The 20,860-nt window shown below is 71.1% G+C and carries 17 protein-coding genes; 11 read left to right on the top strand and 6 right to left on the bottom strand.

Annotated features, from left to right (window positions below; all coding sequences use genetic code 11):
- Positions 1–143 precede the first annotated feature (143 nt).
- From HC028_RS06735 to HC028_RS06715, 5 genes are all read left to right on the top strand, one after another.
- Positions 144–923 (top strand): electron transfer flavoprotein subunit beta/FixA family protein, encoded by a 780-nt coding sequence (locus HC028_RS06735; protein WP_168074040.1) that lies wholly within the window; start codon positions 144–146, stop codon positions 921–923.
- A 14-nt stretch (positions 924–937) separates the two neighbouring features.
- Positions 938–1,900: an electron transfer flavoprotein subunit alpha/FixB family protein gene (locus HC028_RS06730; protein WP_168074038.1), complete on the top strand. Its 963-nt coding sequence runs from the start codon at positions 938–940 to the stop codon at positions 1,898–1,900.
- Between the two features lie 122 nt (positions 1,901–2,022).
- Positions 2,023–3,201 carry a cysteine desulfurase family protein gene (locus tag HC028_RS06725; RefSeq protein ID WP_168074036.1) on the top strand — a complete coding sequence of 393 codons (1,179 nt, stop codon included), beginning with the start codon at positions 2,023–2,025 and terminating at the stop codon, positions 3,199–3,201.
- Positions 3,202–3,222: 21 nt separating this feature from the next.
- Positions 3,223–4,320 (top strand): tRNA 2-thiouridine(34) synthase MnmA, encoded by a 1,098-nt coding sequence (gene mnmA / locus HC028_RS06720; protein WP_203981347.1) that lies wholly within the window; start codon positions 3,223–3,225, stop codon positions 4,318–4,320.
- Between the two features lie 18 nt (positions 4,321–4,338).
- The gene (locus HC028_RS06715) at positions 4,339–5,340 is read left to right on the top strand and encodes a uroporphyrinogen decarboxylase/cobalamine-independent methonine synthase family protein (protein ID WP_168074034.1); all 1,002 of its coding nucleotides are present in this window, start codon (positions 4,339–4,341) and stop codon (positions 5,338–5,340) included.
- Positions 5,341–5,350: 10 nt separating this feature from the next.
- Here HC028_RS06715 and HC028_RS06710 read toward each other — a convergent pair whose 3' ends face one another.
- Positions 5,351–5,800 carry a type II toxin-antitoxin system PemK/MazF family toxin gene (locus tag HC028_RS06710; RefSeq protein WP_239075502.1) on the bottom strand — a complete coding sequence of 150 codons (450 nt, stop codon included), beginning with the start codon at positions 5,798–5,800 and terminating at the stop codon, positions 5,351–5,353.
- Positions 5,801–5,909: 109 nt separating this feature from the next.
- On the opposite strand from HC028_RS06710, the gene HC028_RS06705 reads away from it, so the two are divergent.
- The 5 genes from HC028_RS06705 (at position 5,910) to gatB (ending at position 13,867) form a co-directional block, all read left to right on the top strand.
- Positions 5,910–8,060 (top strand): MMPL family transporter, encoded by a 2,151-nt coding sequence (locus HC028_RS06705; protein WP_168074032.1) that lies wholly within the window; start codon positions 5,910–5,912, stop codon positions 8,058–8,060.
- 183 nt (positions 8,061–8,243) lie between these two features.
- Positions 8,244–10,382, top strand: coding sequence for an NAD-dependent DNA ligase LigA (ligA, locus tag HC028_RS06700; protein WP_168074030.1), 2,139 nt, complete (start codon positions 8,244–8,246; stop codon positions 10,380–10,382).
- A 193-nt stretch (positions 10,383–10,575) separates the two neighbouring features.
- Positions 10,576–10,875, top strand: a complete 300-nt coding sequence (gatC, locus tag HC028_RS06695; RefSeq protein ID WP_168074028.1) for an Asp-tRNA(Asn)/Glu-tRNA(Gln) amidotransferase subunit GatC — start codon at positions 10,576–10,578, stop codon at positions 10,873–10,875.
- 5 nt (positions 10,876–10,880) lie between these two features.
- Entirely contained in the window at positions 10,881–12,371 is a 1,491-nt protein-coding gene (gene gatA / locus HC028_RS06690; RefSeq protein ID WP_168074026.1) for an Asp-tRNA(Asn)/Glu-tRNA(Gln) amidotransferase subunit GatA, read from the top strand.
- Positions 12,368–13,867 (top strand): Asp-tRNA(Asn)/Glu-tRNA(Gln) amidotransferase subunit GatB, encoded by a 1,500-nt coding sequence (gene gatB, locus HC028_RS06685; protein ID WP_168074024.1) that lies wholly within the window; start codon positions 12,368–12,370, stop codon positions 13,865–13,867. Before gatA ends, gatB begins: the two co-directional genes overlap by 4 nt.
- Positions 13,868–13,924: 57 nt before the next feature.
- Here gatB and HC028_RS06680 read toward each other — a convergent pair whose 3' ends face one another.
- Together HC028_RS06680 and HC028_RS06675 are read right to left on the bottom strand one after the other, a co-directional pair.
- Positions 13,925–15,532 (bottom strand): metallophosphoesterase, encoded by a 1,608-nt coding sequence (locus tag HC028_RS06680; RefSeq protein WP_239075503.1) that lies wholly within the window; start codon positions 15,530–15,532, stop codon positions 13,925–13,927.
- Positions 15,533–15,553: 21 nt separating this feature from the next.
- Complete coding sequence (locus tag HC028_RS06675; RefSeq protein ID WP_239075506.1) at positions 15,554–16,681, bottom strand: PQQ-dependent sugar dehydrogenase; 1,128 nt, start codon at positions 16,679–16,681, stop codon at positions 15,554–15,556.
- A gap of 155 nt (positions 16,682–16,836) precedes the next feature.
- On the opposite strand from HC028_RS06675, the gene HC028_RS06670 reads away from it, so the two are divergent.
- Positions 16,837–17,751: a 2-hydroxyacid dehydrogenase gene (locus HC028_RS06670; protein WP_168074022.1), complete on the top strand. Its 915-nt coding sequence runs from the start codon at positions 16,837–16,839 to the stop codon at positions 17,749–17,751.
- Here the strand turns inward: HC028_RS06670 and HC028_RS27415 are convergent.
- The 3 genes from HC028_RS27415 to ilvD all read right to left on the bottom strand — a co-directional run bounded on the left by HC028_RS27415 (position 17,745) and on the right by ilvD (position 20,748).
- Positions 17,745–18,137, bottom strand: a complete 393-nt coding sequence (locus HC028_RS27415; RefSeq protein ID WP_203981349.1) for a PH domain-containing protein — start codon at positions 18,135–18,137, stop codon at positions 17,745–17,747. The two genes, HC028_RS06670 and HC028_RS27415, sit on opposite strands and share 7 nt — an antisense overlap.
- Before the next feature lie 71 nt (positions 18,138–18,208).
- On the bottom strand, positions 18,209–18,832 hold the full coding sequence (locus tag HC028_RS06660; protein ID WP_203981350.1) for a DedA family protein: 624 nt from the start codon (positions 18,830–18,832) through the stop codon (positions 18,209–18,211).
- A gap of 68 nt (positions 18,833–18,900) precedes the next feature.
- Positions 18,901–20,748, bottom strand: coding sequence for a dihydroxy-acid dehydratase (gene ilvD, locus HC028_RS06655; RefSeq protein WP_168074020.1), 1,848 nt, complete (start codon positions 20,746–20,748; stop codon positions 18,901–18,903).
- Positions 20,749–20,860 lie beyond the last annotated feature (112 nt).

The raw sequence follows: 20,860 nt of genomic DNA, 5'->3' as shown, positions 1-20,860 counted from the left end.
TCAAGGGGGACATTAACTTACTGGCGGGTAACATCTGAGGCGTCCAGGCGGTCCAGGGTCGCCTTGAATCGTCCCGTAACGTGTGGCTGGGCGTACAACCCGTGTTACACGGACTCTGTCGAGCAGGAGGACGTCGGAGAACGATGAAGATCGTCGTACTCGTCAAGCAGGTGCCGGACTCCGGTGCGGAGCGCAACCTGCGCAGTGACGACAACACCGTCGACCGTGGGTCGGCCAACAATGTGATCAACGAGATGGACGAGTACGCCATCGAGGAGGCCCTGCAGATCCAGGAGAAGCACGGCGGCGAGGTCGTCGTGCTGACCGTGGGTCCCGACCGCGCGAGCGAGTCGATCCGCAAGGCGCTCTCGATGGGTCCCGACTCGGCCGTCCACGTCGTCGACGAGGCTCTGCACGGCTCGTGCGCCGTCGCCACGTCGAAGGTGCTCGCGGCAGCGATCGGCCAGCTAAACGCCGACCTGATCATCTGCGGCGCCGAGTCGACCGACGGTCGCGTGCAGGTGATGCCGCACATGATCGCCGAGCGGCTCGGGATCGCGGCGCTCACGGGCGCGCGCAAGCTGACCGTCGACGGTTCGTCGCTCACGATCGAGCGGCAGACCGAGGAGGGCTACGAGGTCGTCACGGCTTCGACGCCGGCCGTGGTCAGCGTGTGGGACACCATCAACGAGCCGCGGTACCCGTCCTTCAAGGGCATCATGGCGGCCAAGAAGAAGCCGCTGGAGACCAAGTCGCTCGCCGACCTGGGTATCGCCGCGTCCGAGGTGGGCTTCGACGGCGCCACCAGCGCGGTCGTCGAGCACAGCAAGCGCCCGCCGCGTCAGGCCGGTAACAAGATCACCGACTCCGGTGACGGTGGCCTGAAGTTGGTGGAGTACCTGGCCAGCGAGAAGTTCGTCTGAGAGGGGCCAAAGAGATGGCAGAAGTACTCGTCGTCGTCGAGGCCACGCAGGCGTTCGGCGTCAAGAAGGTCACGCTTGAGCTGCTGACCATCGCCCGTGAGCTGGGCGAGCCGTCGGCGGTCGTCCTCGGCGGGCCCGGTGCGGTCGCCAAGCTGCAGGACAAGCTCGCGGAGTACGGCGCGCAGAAGATCTACGCGGCCGAGAGCGAGGAGATCGACGGTCACCTGGTCGCGCCGAAGGCCACCGTGCTGGCCAACCTGGTCAAGTCGGTGTCGCCGGCCGCCGTGCTGCTCGCCTCCAGCCAGGAGGGCAAGGAGATCGCCGGTCGCCTGGCGGTCAAGCTGGAGAACGGCATCCTGGCCGACGCGGTCGGGCTGGACGCGGACGGCACCGCGACCCAGGTCGTCTTCGCCGGCCAGACCATCGTGAAGTCCAAGGTCACCAAGGGCATCCCGCTGGTGACCCTGCGGCCCAACTCGGTGAACCCGACTCCCGCGCCGGCCTCGCCGGCGGTGGAGAACCTCACGGTCGAGGTGACCGACGCCGACAAGCTCGCCAAGGTGACCAACCGGGTCGCCGAGCAGAAGGGCTCCCGTCCGGAGCTCACCGAGGCGTCGATCGTCGTTTCCGGCGGTCGCGGCGTCGGCAGCGGCGACAACTTCAAACTGGTCGAGGAGCTGGCGGACCTGCTGGGCGCCGCGGTCGGCGCCTCGCGCGCGGCTGTCGACTCCGGCTTCTACCCCCACCAGTTCCAGGTCGGCCAGACCGGCAAGACGGTCTCCCCGCAGCTGTACGTGGCGCTCGGCATCTCCGGCGCCATCCAGCACCGGGCCGGCATGCAGACGTCCAAGGCGATCGTCGCGGTCAACAAGGACGAAGAGGCGCCGATCTTCGAGCTGACCGACTTCGGTGTCGTGGGCGACCTGTTCAAGGTCGTGCCGCAGGCGGCGGAGGAGATCCGCAAGCGCAAGGGCTGAGTGTGTGACAGAAAGGTGCCTTTTCCGCGCAGGTTGCGCGGAAAAGGCACCTTTCTTTGATCGCGCCAGCACCGCAGCGGGGCCGATCGGGGCGCCGTCCCGGGGCCGATAGGCTGGAAGCGATGGCCTACCTGGATCATGCCGCGACCACGCCGATGCTGCCCGAGGCGCTGGACGCTTATGCGGCAACCGCCCGTGAACTGGGCAATGCTTCGTCGCTGCACGCGCCCGGCCGCCACGCCCGCCGCCGGGTCGAGGAGTCGCGCGAGCGGATCGCGGCCGCGCTGGGCGCCCGGCCCTCCGAGGTGATCTTCACCAGCGGTGGCACCGAGAGTGACAACCTCGCCGTCAAGGGCATCTTCTGGGCGCGCCGTGCCGCCGAGCCGGCGCGTACCCGGATCATCGCGTCCGCGGTGGAGCACCACGCCGTGCTGGACTCCGTGGAGTGGCTCGCCCGCGAGGAGGGCGCCCGGGTGACCTGGCTGCCCGTCGACGGGCTGGGGCGCATGGAGGTCGACGCGCTGCGGGCGTCGCTCGACGAGTACGGCGACGAGGTCGCCTTCGCCACGGCGATGTGGGCCAACAACGAGGTAGGCACGGTGCAGCCGGTGGCCGAGCTCGCGCAGATCTGCGCCGCGCACGGAGTCCCCCTGCACACCGACGCGATCCAGGCCGTCAGTCAGGTGCCCGTCGACTTCGCCGGCAGTGGTGCCGCCGCGCTCACCGTGACGGGCCACAAGCTGGGTGGTCCGATCGGGGTTGGCGCCCTCGTGCTCGGCCGGGACATCGAGTGCACGCCGCTGCTGCACGGCGGCGGACAGGAACGCGACGTGCGCTCCGGCACGCTCGACGTCCCCGGCATCGTGGCGTTCGCCACCGCGGTGGAGATCGCGGTGAAGGGGCGGGCCGAGTACGCCGCCCGGGTCGGCGAGATCCGCGACGCGCTGATCGCCGGCGTGCGGCAGGCGGTGCCGGATGCCATCCTCAACGGCGATCCGGTCGACCGGCTGCCCGGCAACGCCCACTTCTCCTTCCCAGGCTGCGAGGGCGACGCGCTCCTGCTGCTGCTGGACGCGCAGGGGATCGCCTGCTCGACCGGATCGGCCTGCTCCGCCGGGGTCGCCCAGCCGTCACACGTCCTGCTGGCGATGGGCGCCGACGACGACCGGGCGCGCTCGTCGCTGCGGTTCACCCTCGGCCACACGTCGACGCTCGCCGAGGTCGATGCCGTGGTCGCCGCGCTGCCCGCCGCCGTGGAGCGGGCCCGGCGGGCCGGGGCCGTCCGGGCCGCCCGCGTCTGACACCGGCTAACCTCAGTAGTCGTGAAGGTTCTTGCGGCGATGTCGGGCGGGGTCGACTCGGCGGTGGCGGCTGCCCGGGCGGCCGAGGCCGGGTACGACGTGACCGGCGTGCACCTGGCGCTGTCGCGCAACCCGCAGACGTACCGGTCCGGGGCGCGCGGCTGCTGCACCCTCGAAGACGCGCGCGACGCCCGGCGCGCCGCGGACGTGATCGGCATCCCGTTCTACGTCTGGGACATGGCCGACCGGTTCCACGCCGACGTCGTCGACGACTTCGTCGCCGAGTACGCGGCCGGCCGTACCCCCAACCCGTGCCTGCGCTGCAACGAGAAGATCAAGTTCGCGGCCGTGCTCGACCGGGCGCTCGCCCTCGGCTTCGACGCGGTGGTGACCGGTCACCACGCCCGGCTGGGCGCGGACGGCCTGCTGCGCCGGTCGGTCGACCTCGGCAAGGACCAGTCGTACGTGCTGGCCGTCCTCACTCGGGAGCAGCTGGCCCACTCGATCTTCCCGCTCGGTGACTCCACCAAGGCGCAGGTACGGGAGGAGGCCGCGCGGCGGGACCTCGCCGTGGCCGAGAAGCCGGACAGCCACGACATCTGCTTCATCGCCGACGGCGACACCCGCGGCTTCCTGCACTCACGCCTCGGTGGGACGCCCGGCGACATCGTCGACGCCACCACCGGCGAGGTGGTCGGCACGCACGAGGGGGCGTACGCGTACACCGTCGGCCAGCGGCGCGGGCTCGACCTGCGCCGGCCAGCGGCCGACGGCAAGCCCCGGTACGTCCTCTCGATCACCCCGGTCACCAACACCGTGACCGTCGGCCCGGCCGAGGCGCTCGAGGTGGACCGGGTGCACGGCGAGCGTCCGGTGTGGACGGCCGGCGAGGTGCCCTCCTCGGAGATCGACTGCGAGGTGCAGCTGCGCGCACACGGCGAGCCGGTGCGGGCAGGAGTCCGGGTCGACTCGGACCGGCTCGTCGCGGAACTGCACCGGCCGGTGCGCGGCATCGCGGCCGGCCAGGCGGTCGTCGCGTACCGCCCCGACCCGGCCGGGGACATCGTGCTCGGGTCGGCCACGATCACCACGGCCGAGCGGGCGGGCGCGCCCGCCTGAGCGGTAGCCTCACGTCTCATGAGCAACTCCTGGCCCTGGCCACCGGGCGCCGCCACCGGTATCGGCTCGCTACCCGGCACCGACATCGTCGAGGCGGTCCGCATCGTGCTCGGCGAGCTGCCCGACCTGCCGCACCTGCCGGAGCTGCCCGCTCGCGGGCCGGGCGCGGACCTCATCGGGCGCGGCGCGGGGCTACTGGTGGACCTGCCGGTCGAGGTGTACGCCAACCGCTGGCGGGTGGCCGCCCGCCCCGGCCACGACCTGCGGGTCGCCCGCGACCTGCTCGAACGCGACCTGGACGCGGTGACCGAACAGGCCGCCGACTACGCGGGCCCGTTCAAGGTGCAGGCGGCCGGCCCGTTCACGCTCGCGGCGTCGATCGAGCTGCCGGCCGGCGGCCGGCTGCTGCGCGACCCGGGCGCCGTCCGCGAGCTGGTCGAGTCCCTCGCCGAGGGGCTGCGCGGTCACGTCGCCGAGCTGACCGCCCGCCTGCCGCGCGCCCAGCTGCTGCTCCAGCTCGACGAGCCGTCGCTGCCCGCCGCGCTGGCCGGCAGGGTGCCGACGGAGAGCGGCTTCGGCACCCTGCGCGCGGTGGAGGAGACAGCCGCCAGGTCCGCGTTGGCCAGCGTCATCGACGCTGCTGGCGTACCCGTGATCGTGCACAGCTGCGCTCCGGACGTACCCATTGATCTTGTACGCGGTGCCGGCGCCGCGGCCGTCGCGCTCGACCTGACGCTGCTGTCGGATCTCGACCCGCTGGGCGAGGCGCTCGACGCCGGGCTGGGCCTGATCGCCGGGGTCGTGGACACCCGCGAGCCGGCCAACGGCCGGCCGCCGTCGTCGGCTCAGGCCGCGTCAAGGGTCCGCGAGGTCTGGGCCAAGCTCGGTTTCCCCGCCACCCGGCTGCCGGAGCAGGTCGTGGTGTCCCCGACGTGTGGGCTCGCCGGCACGACGATGGAGTACGCGCGCTCGGTCATGAAGGCCTGCCGGGACGCCGGGCGGCGCCTGCGCGAGGAGTGACGTTTTCCGGTCAGGAGACCCAGCCGGTGCGGTGTAATTCCCGTACGGCGCGCCAGGTCTTCGGGTCGACCGTGCCCGCCTTGCGGGAGAAGGCGGCGTCGCGCAGCTGGAACGGGCCGGACAGGTCCAGGAAGCTGTTGTGGGTCGCCCTGCGGTCCCACGCCTTGGTCGGGATCTCGACGTGGTCCCGGCGGGCGCTCTGGTCCTGGCTGGTGATCTTCAGTACCTCGACCTGACGTTGGTGCGTGCGTAGGACGAGACAGGGGCGCACCTTGTGGCCGGTGCCGTCCTCGAACGGCACGTCGGCCCACCAGATCTCGCCCGGCTGCGGGCGGGTACGCCACGACGCGTCCGGCGGCTCGCTGCGCAGCCGGGGCCGGGCCGGCCGCCGCCGCAGGCGCCACCACGCCAGCGCGGCGATCACGATCAGGACCGCCAACCACACCAACGCCGTACGCACCGCCGACCTCCCGCAACGTCTGCAGGCGAGCTTAGGAGGCGACCGCCGGGAGGTAACCGCCCGGCATGTCAGCCGATTGATCTGAGGATCTTTCGCGTAATTTGTCCACATGTTTGCGTTGTTGGGGCGGGCTAGCTTCCGGTACCGGCGTTGGTTTCTGATCGGTACCGCGCTCGTGGTCGTGTTCGCGGGAGTGTGGGGGACCGGGGTGTTCGGCGCCCTCGCCGGCGACGGCTTCGAAGACACCCGCAGCGAGTCCTACCGGGCGGCGAAGGCGGCCCAAACCGTCCTCGGCGGTCGCGGCGCCGACGTCGTGCTCCTGGTCGAGCATCCTGACCTGACCGTGGCCGACCCCGCTTTCCGGCAGGCGGTCCAGGATGTGGTGGGTACGCTGCCGGCCGCGGACGTCGACATGGTCGCCACGTACTGGACCACCAAGTCGCCCACAATGGTGTCCCGGGACCAGCACGCCACGTACGCCGCGATCCGCTTCGCCGGGGACAGCAGCCAGGCAGCCGACACCTACGATCGGCTCGCCGGCAAGGTCCGCGCGCCGGCCGGCTTCACGGTGACCAAGGGTGGCCGCGTACCGCTGAACCAGGACATCAACAACCAGGTCAGCAAGGACATCGCCCAGGCCGAGATGCTGTCGTTCCCGGTCCTGTTGATCCTGCTCGTCGTGGTGTTCGGCGGTCTGGTCGCCGCCGGCCTCCCACTGGCCGTGGGCGGTGTCGCGATCCTGGGCGCCTTCACGGTGCTGCGGGTGATCACTGGGTTCACCGAGGTATCGGTGTTCGCGATCAACATCGTGACGATGCTCGGGCTCGGCCTGGCCATCGACTACGCCCTGTTCGTGGTGAGCCGCTTCCGGGAGGAGTTGCGCGCCGGCCGCGATGTCGAGCAGGCGCTCGTGGCCACCATGTCGACCGCCGGGCGTACGGTCGCCGTCTCCGGGGTCACCGTGGCGGTGTCGCTGTCCTCGCTGCTGCTGTTCCCGCAGGTGTTCTTCCGGTCCATGGGGCTCGGCGGCATCGCCGCGGTCGGCGTCGCCATGCTCGCCGCGCTGACCGCGCTTCCGGCACTGCTCGCGGTGCTGGGGCGCCGGGTCGACGCGCTCCGCCTGCCGGGTCTACGCCGACGCGAGGGGGCGGCGGAGGGCCACGGCGCCTGGTACCGGATCGCGCGCAGCGTCATGCGCCGGCCCATCCTGTACGTGGCGGTGATCGTGCCGGTGCTGCTGCTGGCCGGCTCACCGTTCCTGCGAGTGCAGTTCGGCGGCGTCGACCACCGGGCGCTGCCCAACGGAGTGGAGAGCCGGGAGGTGGCCGAGCGGCTCGTCGCCGACTTCCCCGGCGGCGGCGAGAAGATCCGGGTCGTCGTGGAGGGCGCCACGCCCGCCGCGCTCGAGCGGTACGTCGGTTCGTTGAAGAGCCTGGACGGAGTGAGGGGGGCCGCCGTCGCCGGGGTTTCGGGCAACCGCGCCGTCGTCGACGTCGCGCACGACCTGGACGCGTACTCCTCGCCGGCCCGGTCGCTGGTCGCCCACGTCCGTGACCTGCCCGCACCGGCGGGCGCGACGGTCACGGTGGGTGGGGAGACCGCGAACCTGGTCGACCTGCTGCACGGCATCGGCGCGAAGTTGCCGTGGATGGCGCTGTGGGTGTTCAGCGTGACCTTCGTGCTGCTGTTCCTCGCGTTCGGGTCGCTGCTGCTGCCGCTGAAGGCGATCGTGATGAACCTGCTGTCGCTCACCGCGTCGTTCGGCGCCCTGGTCTGGATCTTCCAGGACGGGAACCTGTCCGGGGTGCTTCACTTCACCTCGACCGGCACGGTGGAGGCCACCCAGCCGATCCTGATCCTGGCCATGGCCTTCGGCCTGTCCATGGACTACGAGGTGTTCCTGCTCAGCCGCATCCGCGAACAGTGGGACACAGGCGGTGACAACGCCCTGGCCGTGGCCACCGGCCTCCAGCGCACCGGAGGCATCATCACCAGCGCCGCCGTCCTGCTCATCGTGGTCATCGGCGCGTTCGCCACCGGCGGGATCACGGTCATCAAGATGATCGGGGTCGGCATGCTCGTGGCGATCGTCATCGACGCCACCATCGTCCGCGCGCTGCTGGTCCCGGCGACCATGCGGCTGCTGGGCCCGGCGAACTGGTGGCTGCCCGGGCCGCTGGAGCGGGTGTGGCGCAGGTTCGGCATCCGCGAGAGCGAGGCCGCCCCCGAGGCCGCGCCTGAGCTCGTGCCGTCGCGCTGAGTCGCGCCCCAAGATCCGCGCCCCAAGATCCGCGCAAGGTGTCACACATTGCTGCTTTCAGAGCTTGAATAGCAGCAAGAAGTGACATCCTGCGCGGATCTTGGGCATGTGAGCTGTGGCGCACCGGCCGGTCGTCGCCGTGAACGTCGGCCGGGCGGGCTACGGTGCGAGCGAGGTGATCGTATGAGCGAGGACGACATCAGCGAGGTGGTAGCGACCGCCACCCCGGCTCAGGAGGCCGCCGCCGGCGGCGAGCCGCCCGCGGACGTCCGGGACCGGCACGCCGCGCTGGCCCAGGAGCTGGGCGAGCATCAGTACCGGTACTACGTGCTCAGCGCCGTGACGGTCGACGACGCCACCTACGACCGCATGATGCGGGAGCTGGAGGGGATCGAGGAGCGGTACCCGTCGCTGCGCACCCCCTCCTCGCCCAGCCAGCGCGTCGGCGGCACGTATTCGACGCAGTTCACTCCGGTCACCCACCTGGAGCGGATGCTCAGCCTGGACAACGCGTTCGACGAGGGCGAGCTGTCGGCGTGGGCGGAGCGGGTCGAGCGGGACGCAGGTGGTCCCGTGGGCTACCTGTGCGAGCCGAAGGTCGACGGCCTCGCCATCGACCTGGTGTACGAGCAGGGCCGCCTCGTACGGGCCGCCACGCGTGGTGACGGGCGGGTCGGTGAGGACGTCACCCTCAACGTTCGCACGATCGACGACGTGCCGGAGCGCCTCCAGGGCGACGACCTACCGGAGTTGCTCGAGGTGCGCGGCGAGATCTACTTCCCGATCGAGGCGTTCGCTGACCTCAACGCCGCCCTGGTCGCAGCCGGGGACAAGCCGTTCGCGAACCCGCGTAACGCCGCATCCGGTTCGCTGCGGCAGAAGGACCCCCGGATCACGGCCGGCCGGCCGCTGCGGATGGTCGTGCACGGCATCGGTGTCCGGCGCGGGTTCGACCCGAAGACGCAGTCCGAGGCGTACGAGTCGCTGAAGGCGTGGGGGTTGCCGACCAGCACCCGCTGGCGCGCGGTGCCGAGCATGGCCGGCGTGCGGGAGTACATCGACTTCTACGCCGACCACCGGCATGAGGTCGAGCACGAGATCGACGGCGTGGTCGTCAAGGTCGATCAGGTGTCCGTGCAGCGGCGGCTCGGCGCAACCAGCAAGTCCCCGCGCTGGGCGATCGCGTACAAGTACCCGCCCGAGGAGGCGATGACCCGGCTGGTCGACATCCGCGTCAACGTGGGCCGTACCGGCCGCGTCACGCCGTACGCGGTGCTCGAGCCGGTCTTCGTCGGCGGCGTCACGGTCACGACCGCGACCCTGCACAACGCTCAGGAGGTCGTCCGCAAGGGCGTGCTGATCGGCGACACCGTGATGATCCGGCGTGCCGGTGAGGTGATCCCGGAGGTGCTCGGGCCGGTAGTCGACAAGCGCGACGGCTCCGAGTGGCCGTTCGTCATGCCCACCCACTGCCCCGAGTGTGGCTCCCCGTTGGCGCCGGCCAAGGAGGGTGACGTCGACATCCGTTGCCCCAACAGCCGCACGTGCCCGGCGCAGCTGCGCGAGCGCGTCTTCCACCTCGCCGGGCGTGGGGGGTTCGACATCGAGGTGCTCGGCTACAAGGCGGCGGTCGCGCTGCTCGAGTCCGGCGTGATCACCGACGAGGGTGATCTGTTCAGCCTCGGCGCCGATCAGTTGTCGGAGTCGCCGTTCTTCGTCAACAAGGACGGGTCGCTGGGCAGCAACGCTTCTCGGCTGCTGGTCAACCTGGAGGACGCGAAGAGCCGTCCACTGTGGCGGGTGCTGGTCTCGCTGTCGATCCGCCACGTCGGCCCGACGGCAGCGCAGGCCCTCGCGCGTGAGTTCGGCTCCATCGACGCGATCGAGGCCGCGAGCGTCGAGGAGCTGGCCGCCGTCGAAGGGGTCGGCCCGACGATCGCCGAGTCGGTCAAGGAGTGGTTCACGGTCGACTGGCACCGCGACGTCGTCGAGAAGTGGCGTAACGCCGGCGTCCGGATGGCCGAGGAGCACGTCGAGGCCGGGCCCCGCCCGCTGGAGGGTGTCACCGTCGTGATCACGGGTTCGCTGCCGACGTACTCGCGGGACGAGGCGACCGAGGCGGTCACGACGCGGGGCGGCAAGGTCACCGGGTCGGTGTCGAAGAAGACGCACTTCGTGGTCGTGGGGGAGGCGCCGGGCTCGAAGTACGACAAGGCGGTCGCCCTGAAGGTGCCGGTCCTCGACGAGGACGGGCTTCGCGTCCTGCTCAACGAGGGGCCCGAGGCGGCGCGGGCGGTGGCTGCCACCCCGGCGGAGGGGTGACGGAAGAACAGTTCAACCGGAAGCCGATCCCATGATCACCGAGAGTTTGCGGTGCTATGACGCCGCTAACTCTTGGTGATCATGAGAGTGGCAGCCCGCTGCCCACACGGCATATCCTTTATCGGCTGCCGGACTAGGCAAATAGACTCGCAAGGTCCGGAAATCTTCCTTCAACCCGCAAAGGGGCACCCGCATGGCTGCCATTTCCCGCGAGGAGGTCGCGCACCTCGCGCGTCTCGCGCGGCTCGCCGTGAACGAAACCGAGCTAGACACGTTCGCTGGGCAGCTCGACGTGATCCTGCAAGCAGTCGCCCGCGTGGGCGAGGTGGCCGCGGCGGACATCCCGCCGACGTCGCACTCCATCCCGCTGACGAACATTCTGCGCGACGACGTCGTGCAGCCAGGGCTGACCCAGCAGGAGGCGCTGTCCGGCGCTCCGGACGCGCAGGACGGCCGGTTCCGGGTGCCGCGGATTTTGGACGAGGAGGCGTGACCGCCGTGACTGACGTAACGAAGGCGACCGCCGCTGAGCTCGGTCGAATGATCGCCAGCGGCGAGGTCTCCGCCGAGGAGGTCACCCGCGCCCACCTCGACCGCATCGCTCAGGTCGACGACCGGGTGCACGCCTTCCTGCACGTCGACACCGACGGTGCGATCACCGCGGCGCGCAAGGTCGACGAGGCCCGCGCCCGCGGCGAGGAGCTCGGCCCCCTCGCCGGCGTGCCGATCGCGATCAAGGACGTGATCGCCACCAAGGGCGTGCCCACGACGGCCGCCTCCAAGATCCTCGAAGGCTGGCGGCCGCCGTACAACGCCACCATCATGGAGCGGATCAACGCCGCCGGCATGGTGATGCTCGGCAAGACCAACATGGACGAGTTCGCGATGGGCTCGTCGACGGAGTACTCGGCGTACGGCGTGACCCGCAACCCGTGGGATCTCGACCGCATCCCCGGCGGCTCCGGCGGTGGCTCGGCCGCGGCGGTCGCCGCGTACGAGGCGCCCCTGGCGATCGGCACCGACACCGGTGGATCGATCCGCCAGCCCGGCGCGGTCACCGGCACCGTCGGGTCCAAGCCGACCTACGGCGGCACGTCCCGGTACGGCCTGATCGCCTTCTCGTCGTCGCTGGACACGCCCGGCCCGGTCTCCCGCAACGTGCTCGACGCGGCGCTGCTGCACCAGGTCATCGGCGGCCACGATCCGCGCGACTCGACGTCGATCCCGGCGCCGGTACCGGCCGTGGTCGAGGCGGCCCGCCTGGGTGCCACCGGCGACCTGACCGGTGTCCGGATCGGTCTGGTCCGCGAGTTCTCCGGCGAGGGCGCCGAGCCCGGCGTCGCCGCGGCGGTGCGCGACGCCATCGAGGCGCTGGTCAAGCTCGGCGCCGAGGTGGTCGAGGTGTCCTGCCCGCACTTCGAGTACGCGCTGCCCGCTTATTACCTGATCGCGCCGAGTGAGGCGTCGTCCAACCTGGCCCGCTTCGACGGCGTGCGTTACGGCCTGCGGGTCGGCGACGACGGCCAGCGCTCGCTGGAGGAGGTCATGTCGCTGACCCGGGAGGCCGGCTTCGGCCCCGAGGTGACGCGGCGGATCATGCTCGGCACGTACGCCCTGTCGAGCGGCTACTACGAGGCCTACTACGGCCAGGCGCAGAAGGTCCGTACGCTGATCACGCGGGACTTCAACGCGGCCTTCGAGCAGGTGGACGTGCTGGTGTCGCCGACCACGCCGTTCGTGGCGTTCCCGTTCGGCTCGCGTACCTCCGACCCGTACCAGATGTACCTCGCCGACCTGTACACGATCCCGACCAACCTGTACGGCGGTCCGGCGATCTCCGTGCCGGCCGGGGTGTCCGAGGGGTTGCCGGTGGGCCTGCAGATCATGGCCCCGACCATGGCCGACGACCGGATGTACCGCGTCGCCGCCGCCCTGGAGACCGCGATCCCGCCGCTGACGCCGCCCGCCCTGACTGGGAGCAACTCATGACCACGACCGCCCCGGCGACCGTCGAAGAGGTCGTCGCCCGTTACGAGCCGGTGATCGGCCTCGAGACCCACGTCGAGCTGGGTACCCGCACCAAGATGTTCTGCTCGTGCCCGACCGAGTTCGGCGCCGAGCCGAACACCCAGGTCTGCCCGGTCTGCCTGGGCCTGCCCGGCAGCCTCCCGGTGGCCAACAAGGCCGCCATCGAGGCGACGATCCGCATCGGCCTGGCGCTCAACTGCTCCATCGCGGCGTGGTGCCGGTTCGCCCGGAAGAACTACTTCTACCCGGACATGCCGAAGGACTTCCAGATCAGCCAGTACGACGAGCCGCTGTGCGTCGACGGCTACCTGGACGTCGAGGTCGAGGGCAAGACGGTACGGGTCGGCATCGAGCGGGTGCACCTCGAGGAGGACACCGGCAAGACGCTGCACATCGGCGGTGCGACCGGCCGCATCCACGGCGCGACCGAGTCGCTGGTCGACTACAACCGGGCCGGCATCCCGCTGGTCGAGATCGTCACCAAGCCGGTCGCCGGCGCCGGGACGCTCGCGCCCGAGGTGGCGCGGGCCTACGTGACTGAGCTCCGCGACATCATCCGCTCGCTGGGCGTCTCCGACGTACGGATGGAGCAGGGCTCGCTGCGCTGCGACGTCAACACGTCGCTCAACCGGCCGGGAGCGGAGTGGGGCACCCGTACCGAGACTAAGAACGTCAACTCGCTGCGGTCGGTCGAGCGGGCGGTCCGGTCGGAGATGTTGCGCCAGGCGTCGGTCCTCGACGCCGGCGGCAGGATCACGCAGGAGACCCGGCACTTCCGCGAGGACACCGGCGACACCCGGCCCGGGCGGAGCAAGGAAGAGGCGACGGACTACCGGTACTTCCCGGACCCGGACCTGGTGCCGCTCGCGCCGGACCCGGTGTGGGTCGAGGAGCTGAAGGCCACCCTGCCGGAGCCGCCGCGGGTACGCCGTGAGCGGCTGCGGGAGCAGTGGGGCGTCTCCGAGCACGACATGGAGTCGATCGTCAACGCCGGTGCGGTGGAGCTGATCGAGGCCACCGTCGCCGCGGGTACGTCGCCCGACGCCGCCCGCAAGTGGTGGCTCGGTGAGCTGGCGCGGCGGGCCAACGAGGCCGGCGTCGAACTCGCCGAGGTGGGTGCCACGCCGGCCCACGTCGCTGAGCTTGCTCGCCTCGTCGACGAGGGCAAGCTGACCGACAAGCTCGCTCGGGCCGTCCTCGAAGGCGTGGTGGCCGGCGAGGGCAGTCCGGCCGAGATCGTCGCGGCGCGCGGGCTGGAGGTCGTGTCCGACACCGGCGCGCTCACCGCGGCCGTGGGCGAGGCGATCGCCGCCAACCCGGACGTGGCGCAGAAGGTCCGCGACGGCAAGGTCGCGGCCGCCGGTGCCCTGGTCGGCGCGGTCATGAAGGCCACCAAGGGCCAGGCCGACGCCAAGACCGTACGGGACCTGATCCTCTCCCGGCTCGGCGCCGCCTAAAGCGCGGATCTTGGACACTTGGACCGGTCATGACCGGTCCAAGTGTCCAAGATCGTGTTAGCGACTGGGGCTTGGGCTCGGAACAGGGCTCGGGCTTGCCGACGGTGCCGTACCCGCGCCCTTGTCCTCCTTGACGATGTGGCGCTGCAGCGTCACCTCGGTCTGGCCGGTGCCGCCGACGGAGATGTCGTCGTACGCCTGCAGCTCGTGCTTCTTCGTGTCGAAGTACAGCACCGACAGCGCGAGCGGCGTCGGATCCTTGCCTTCCAGCCCGCGCAGGCCCGCCCCACCGGTCGAGCCCTGAACCATCAGCAGAGTGCGCGCGGCGTCCGGTGCGGTGCCGTCGGGGTTGGCCAGCCGCCGCACCTCGCGCTTGTGCGTGTGCCCGGACAGGGTCAGCGGGACCCGCCCGGCCAGCGGCGGCGCGGCGGCCGGGTCGTGTACGAGCGCGACGTCCGGGGCGCGCTGCATCTCGAGGATCGAGTTCGCCAGCAGCTGCCCAGAGTTGATCTTCAGCTGGGCCCCGTTGTTGGCGCCGGGCGCGTTGTTGGGCGAGGACTTGTCGGGCGTGAACTCCGGGTCGCCGATCCCCGCGATCGTGAGCCCGTCGATCGTGACCGTCCCGCCGTCGAGCACCCGCGCATTCGGCTGGCGGGCCACCGCGGCCTGGGTGCGCGGCGAGTCGTGGTTGCCGCGGATGTACACGTAGGGCACCTTCAACGCGGCGATCGACGCCACGTAGGAGTCCTCCGGCTCGCTGCCCCAGTCGGTGATGTCGCCGGTGTCGATGATGACGTTGATATTGAACTGCTGCGCGACCGTCCGGACCACCGACCAGGCGGCCGGATTGAGGTGCATGTCGGAGATGTGCAGCACCCGGATCGTGGAGTTGTCCGGCTCGTACACCGGCAGCGTGGACATCGTGTCGTAGAGTTTGCCGACGTTGCCCACGAGCCGCTGCAACTCGGCGCGGTACTGCTCGTACCGCCCGGCGATCCGCCGGGCGTCACCGACCACGGCCGGCGCGTTGACCAGCAACCCTTCGTAGCGCGGCTCCTCGATGGCGCTCGGCCGGAACGTCGAAAGGGACACGAGCGCGGTTCCGGCGAGGAGCGCCAGCGACAGTCCGCCCGCGGTGGCGACCCGCCGCATCGAGCGGTACAGCAGCGCGGCGAGCAGCATGGCCCCGAGTACGGACACCCCGGCGACCTGGAAGACCAGGCGGGTCATGCCGGTCCGCAGGTCCTCGACGACGCCGCCGCTGGCCTGATCGAGCGCCACCGGGTTGGTCACGAGGGCCTTCGTGCGCTGCTGGTCGAGCGACGTGAGCTGGACCGACAGGTGCGCCGGGCCGGAGTGGCTGTCCAGGTGCAGCGAGCCGAGCGGCGGGATCGCCACGTCCGTTCCACCGTTCACCGACGGGGTGATGGCGAACTGCGCGTGGAACGGCCCGACGTCGGCGGAGACCCGGCCGGCCACCAGGACGCCCAGGATCATGCCGACCGCCGCGACCACGAGCACGCCGAGCAGCCGGCCGGCGCGCCGGACGTGGCGGTGGCGCGTGGCCGGGGCCACGCGCTGGCTCACGACCCGCAGGCCGGGGTCGAGGCGGCGCCGGGCGGTAGCGAGCCAGCCGCGACTGAACAAGGCTTCGTACGGTGACACGCGATCTATAGTGCCCGACCGTCAGCTGCGGTCGGCCCCTCCCGCACCAGAGAGAACGACTCGGATGATTCGATCATCGTCCGGCTTGGGGGTGCCCCGGCCGTCGCGGTTGGACGTGGAGACCCACAACGAGCCGTCGGGTGCCAGAACGGCGGCGCGCAACCGGCCGTACGCCCCGACGAGGACCGGGGTAGGGGCGCCGAACGTCCCACCGGCCGCGGTGACCTGCGTGAGCCACAGCCGCTGGCCACGCAGGCAGGCAGTGGCAAGGATCTTGCCGGCTACTACGGCGGCGCCGGAGCAGGAGGCTTCGGCCGGTTTCCACTGCACGATGGGGTCGACGAAGCGGGGGTCGCGCGCTGTGCCCTCCACCACGGGCCAGCCGTAGTTCTTACCGGCCTCAATGATGTTGACCTCGTCCCAGGTGTCCTGGCCGAACTCGGTGGCGTACAGGCGCTTGGCCGAATCCCACGCCAGCCCCTGGACATTGCGGTGCCCATACGAGAAGACCAGGTTGTTGAACGGGTTTCCCGGCGCGGGCTTGCCGTCGGCGGTCATCCGCAGGATCTTGCCGCCGAGGCTGTTCGGGTCCTGGGCGCTGGCGCGCTGGGTGGCGTCGCCGGTGCTGGCGTAGAGGAACCCGTCCGGGCCGAACGCGATCCGCCCGCCGTTGTGGACAGCGGCCCGGGGAATGCCGGTGATGATCGGCTCCGGCTTCCCGCCGAGGGTCAGCTTGGCGATGCGGTTGTCGGTCGCGGTCGTGTAGTACACGAAGATGGTCTTGTCTGTGGCGTAGCCGGGGGAGACGGCGAGCCCCATCAGCCCGCCTTCACCGGCGGGGGCAGCGTCCTCGATCGTCTGCACCGGGGTGACGTTGAGCCCGCCTGAGCCGCCGTCCGGACCGACCCGGAGGATCCGCCTGCTGTCGCGCTCGGTGACCAGCGCCGCGCCGTCCGGCAGGAACCCGATCTCCCAGGGCACTTCCAGGTGCTTGGCCACGACCGCGGTGACGACGCTCACGTCGTCCCGGCCGGCGCTGGCCGAGCCCGAGGGCGTCGGCAGCTTCGGGGGCGAGCCGGCTTCATCCGGCGGGGGCGGGCCGAACGAACAGCCCGTGACGATCAGGCTCGCGGCCAGGGCGCCAACCACCGCCCGGACGGCGGCCGTGGCTCGCGTTCGCTGGCCACCATCGACGAAGCGCGCGGAGGCGGGGGCGATCACGCCGTCCAGCCTAACGGTCGCGTGCAGCCGTTCCTCGGATGCACGGAGCGCCGGAGACCGCCGGGCCGATACTGTCGACACCCGTGAAGGTGTGGATCCCCCATGAGGCCGGCCGGTCGCTGATCGGTGAGCTGCCCCCGGACACCACGCTCGAGGTGTTCACCGGCGATGACACCAGCCTGCCTTCCGACCCGGCCACGGTCGAGTTCTGGACGCCGCCGTTCCTGTCGACGGTGAATGCGACCCACCTGCTGGACAAGATGCCGCGGCTCCGGGTGGTGCAGTTGATGTCCGCGGGCGCGGACGCCTGGGTCAGTCGCATGCCGGCCGGTGTGACGCTGTGCGACGCGCGCGGCGTGCACGACTCGTCGACCTCGGAGTGGGTGGTCGCAGCGGTGCTCGCGTACCTACGGAACTTCCCGGCGTTCGCCCGCGCGCAGGAGCGGCGGCAGTGGGCGTACGGGCCGACCGACGAGCTCGCCGGCAAGCGGGTCCTCATCGTCGGCGCCGGCTCCATCGGCGCGGCGATCACCCGCCGGCTCGAACCCTTCGAGGTGTCGCTGACGCTGGTCGCGCGCCGGGCGCGGGACGGTGTCCACGGCGTCGACGAACTGCCCCGGCTGCTGCCGTTCGCCGACATCGTGGTCCTCGTCGTGCCGCTGACGCGTGCGACCACCGGCCTGGTCGACGCCGCGTTCCTCGCCGCGATGCCCGACGGGGCGCTGCTCGTCAACGCCGCCCGGGGCCCGGTCGTGGACACCGAGGCGCTCGCCGCCGAGCTGGCGACCGGACGCATCGCCGCGGCGGTCGACGTGACCGACCCCGAGCCGCTGCCGGCCGACCATCGCCTGTGGGACATGCCGAACCTGCTGCTGACCCCGCATGTCGCCGGATCGGTGCGCGGGTTCCAGTCCCGGGCGTACCGGCTGATCGGTGAGCAGGTACGCCGATTCGCGGCCGGACAGCCGCTGGAGAATGTCGTGACGGACGGCTACTGAGCCGTCTCGGTGTCGTCCGTCTTCTCGGGGGCGGCGGCCTTGGCCGCCGCTACCTCCGAGAAGGCCGCGAGTTCAGCGGCGCCGACCGCGGGCAGCCGGACCTGACGGCCCGTCGTCAGGACCGCGTAGACCCGCTTGCGGTCGGCGGGCACCAACGCGGAAACGTGCGACCACGGTACGAGCCGCGAGCCGAACAGGGCGCGGATGCGCAGCCCGGCAGGGCTGACGTCGGTGCCGGCCCGCCAGCCCCACACCGCGATCAGCAGCGGCACCAGGGCGACCGGCAGCAGGTACGCGCGCGACGTGGCAAGCGGCACGGCGCCGAAGAACGCGACGACGGCGGCGACGGTGATCGCGGCGTTGTACCGGAACTTTTGTTGGCGCACGTGGTCATCGTCCCATCCGGGCACGGGCGGCCCGTACGGCAGGGGCCGGACTTGTTAGCGAGATCCCGCCGTCACCGGCTCGCCGCCGCCTGCTGAGCCCGACGGGCGCGGATCCGGCGTACCGTGAGCCCGGCCAGGCCCGCGACGAGCAGCGCGGCGATAACGGTTCCGGCCGGTCCGGTGTACTGATCGACCTTGCGCCAGTTGTCGGCGAGCAGCCAGCCGGCCCCGATGAACACGGCGTTCCACACGCCGGCGCCGACGGATGTCAGGACGCTGAACCGCACGAGCGGCATGCGGGCGACGCCGGCGGGCAGCGACACGACGCTGCGCAGGATCGGCACGCAGCGCGACAGGGCCACGATCCAGGAGCCGTGGCGGTCGAACAGGCGCCGTCCACGGTCCAGGTCGTCCGGGCTGGTGAGGATGAACCACCGACGGTGCGACAGCCGGTGCAAGCGGTCGTAGCCCAGCCACGCGCCCACCCCGTACAGGACGAGAGCGCCGGCGAGCGCTCCGAGCGTCGCGGCAGTCCACACCAGTACCGGGTGCATGGCGCCGGTACGGGCCCGGAAACCGGCCAGCGGGAGGATCATCTCTGACGGGATCGGTGGGACCAGGTTCTCCGCCGCGATGAGCAGCCCCACGCCGGGCGGTCCGAGGCGATCGATGACAGTGAAGATCCAGTCCACCATGCGGAGGTCCTTCCCGGTTGTCGACCTTGGAATAGTGCCCAGGTCGGCCGGGAACGACACCGCTTACGTCAGTCGGGCACCCGCCGGTAGGCGCCGTCGCTGGCGCTGGTCGTCATCGACGCGTACGCCCGCAGCGCCGCCGAGACCGGACGCTCCCGGTCGACCGGGGTGTACGGGCGCTCGCGCTTCTCCTGCGCGATCCGGCGGGCCTCCAGCACGTCGTCCGGGACGTTGAGCACCAGTGACCGGTTCGGGATGTCGATTGAGATCTCGTCGCCATCCTCAACCAGGGCGATCAGGCCGCCGCCGGCCGCCTCGGGGGAGATGTGGCCGATGGACAGGCCGGAGGTGCCCCCGGAGAAGCGCCCATCGGTGATCAGCGCGCAGGCCTGCCCGAGGCCCCGACCCTTGAGGAACGAGGTCGGGTAGAGCATCTCCTGCATTCCCGGGCCGCCGCGCGGACCCTCGTACCGGATGACGACGACGTCGCCGGCCTCGACGACCTTGTTGAGGATGCCGGAGACCGCGTCGTCCTGGGACTCGAAGACGCGGGCGGGGCCGCGGAACGTGAGGCAGTTCTCGGGTACGCCGGCGGATTTCACGACGCAGCCGTCGGGCGCGAGGTTGCCGAAGAGGACCGCGAGGCCGCCGTCGGCGGAGTAGGCGTGCTCGATGTCGCGGATGCAGCCCTCGGCGGCGTCGGTGTCAAGGCTCGACCAGCGGTTGGAGGTGGAGAACGGCTCGGTCGTGCGGACTCCGCCGGGAGCGGCGTGGAACAGTTCGAGCGCTTCCGGCTTCGGGCTGCCGCCGCGGATGTCCCAGTCGGCCAGCCAGGTGTCCAGCGAGTCGGCGTGCACCGAGTGGACGTTCTTGTGCAGCAGCCCGGCCCGGTTGAGCTCGCCCAGGATGGCGGGGACGCCGCCGGCCCGGTGCACGTCCTCCATGTGGTACTTCGGGCTGTTGGGCGCGACCTTGGACAGGCAGGGCACCCGGCGGGAGACGGCGTCGATGTCGGCGACCGAGAAGTCCATCCCGGCCTCGCGGGCGGCGGCCAGCAGGTGCAGCACCGTGTTGGTCGAGCCGCCCATGGCGACGTCGAGGGCCATGGCGTTCTCGAACGACTCCCGCGACGCGATGGAGCGGGGCAGGACGCTGGAGTCGTCGCCGGAGTAGTAGCGGCGGGCCAGGTCCACCACGATCCGCCCGGCGTCGAGGAAGAGTTGGCGCCGCGCCGCGTGGGTGGCGAGGGTCGAGCCGTTGCCCGGCAGCGACAGGCCCATCGCCTCGGTGAGGCAGTTCATCGAGTTGGCGGTGAACATGCCCGAGCACGAGCCGCAGGTCGGGCAGGCGGAGCGCTCGATCTGGTCGAGCTGTTCGTCGGTGACCGCCTCGTTGGCCGACGCGATCATCGCGTCGATCAGGTCGATCTTGGGGTGGACGATGCCCTCGATCGCGATCGTCTTGCCGGCCTCCATGGGGCCGCCGGAGACGAAGACGGTGGGGATGTTGAGCCGCAGCGCGGCCATGAGCATGCCCGGCGTGATCTTGTCGCAGTTGGAGATGCAGACCAGGGCGTCCGCGCAGTGCGCGTTGACCATGTACTCCACGGAGTCGGCGATCAGCTCCCGGCTGGGCAGCGAGTAGAGCATGCCGCCGTGGCCCATGGCGATGCCGTCGTCGACGGCGATCGTGTTGAACTCCTTCGCCACGCCGCCGGCCTCGGCCACCGCGCCCGCGACGAGCTGGCCCAGATCCTTGAGGTGCACGTGTCCCGGTACGAACTGGGTGAAGCTGTTGGCGATGGCGATGATCGGCTTGCCGAAATCGCCGTCCGTCATGCCGGTGGCGCGCCACAGGGCTCGCGCGCCGGCCATGTTTCGACCGTGGGTGGATGTCTTCGACCGCAGTTCGGGCATGGCCCCCAGTTTGACACCGACCGTGGCGGTCCGGCAGGCCCCGGTCGGTGCTTGTCCACGGGGCGGGACAGATCACACCCCTGACGCTTGATCGACGTTGGGGAAACGACCT

This window comes from Planosporangium flavigriseum (assembly GCF_011947225.1).
GTDB classification, from domain to species: Bacteria; Actinomycetota; Actinomycetes; order Mycobacteriales; family Micromonosporaceae; genus Planosporangium; species Planosporangium flavigriseum.
The sequence above is the reverse complement of the archived record's forward strand: the minus strand, read 5'-3'. Positions and strand labels throughout refer to the sequence as shown.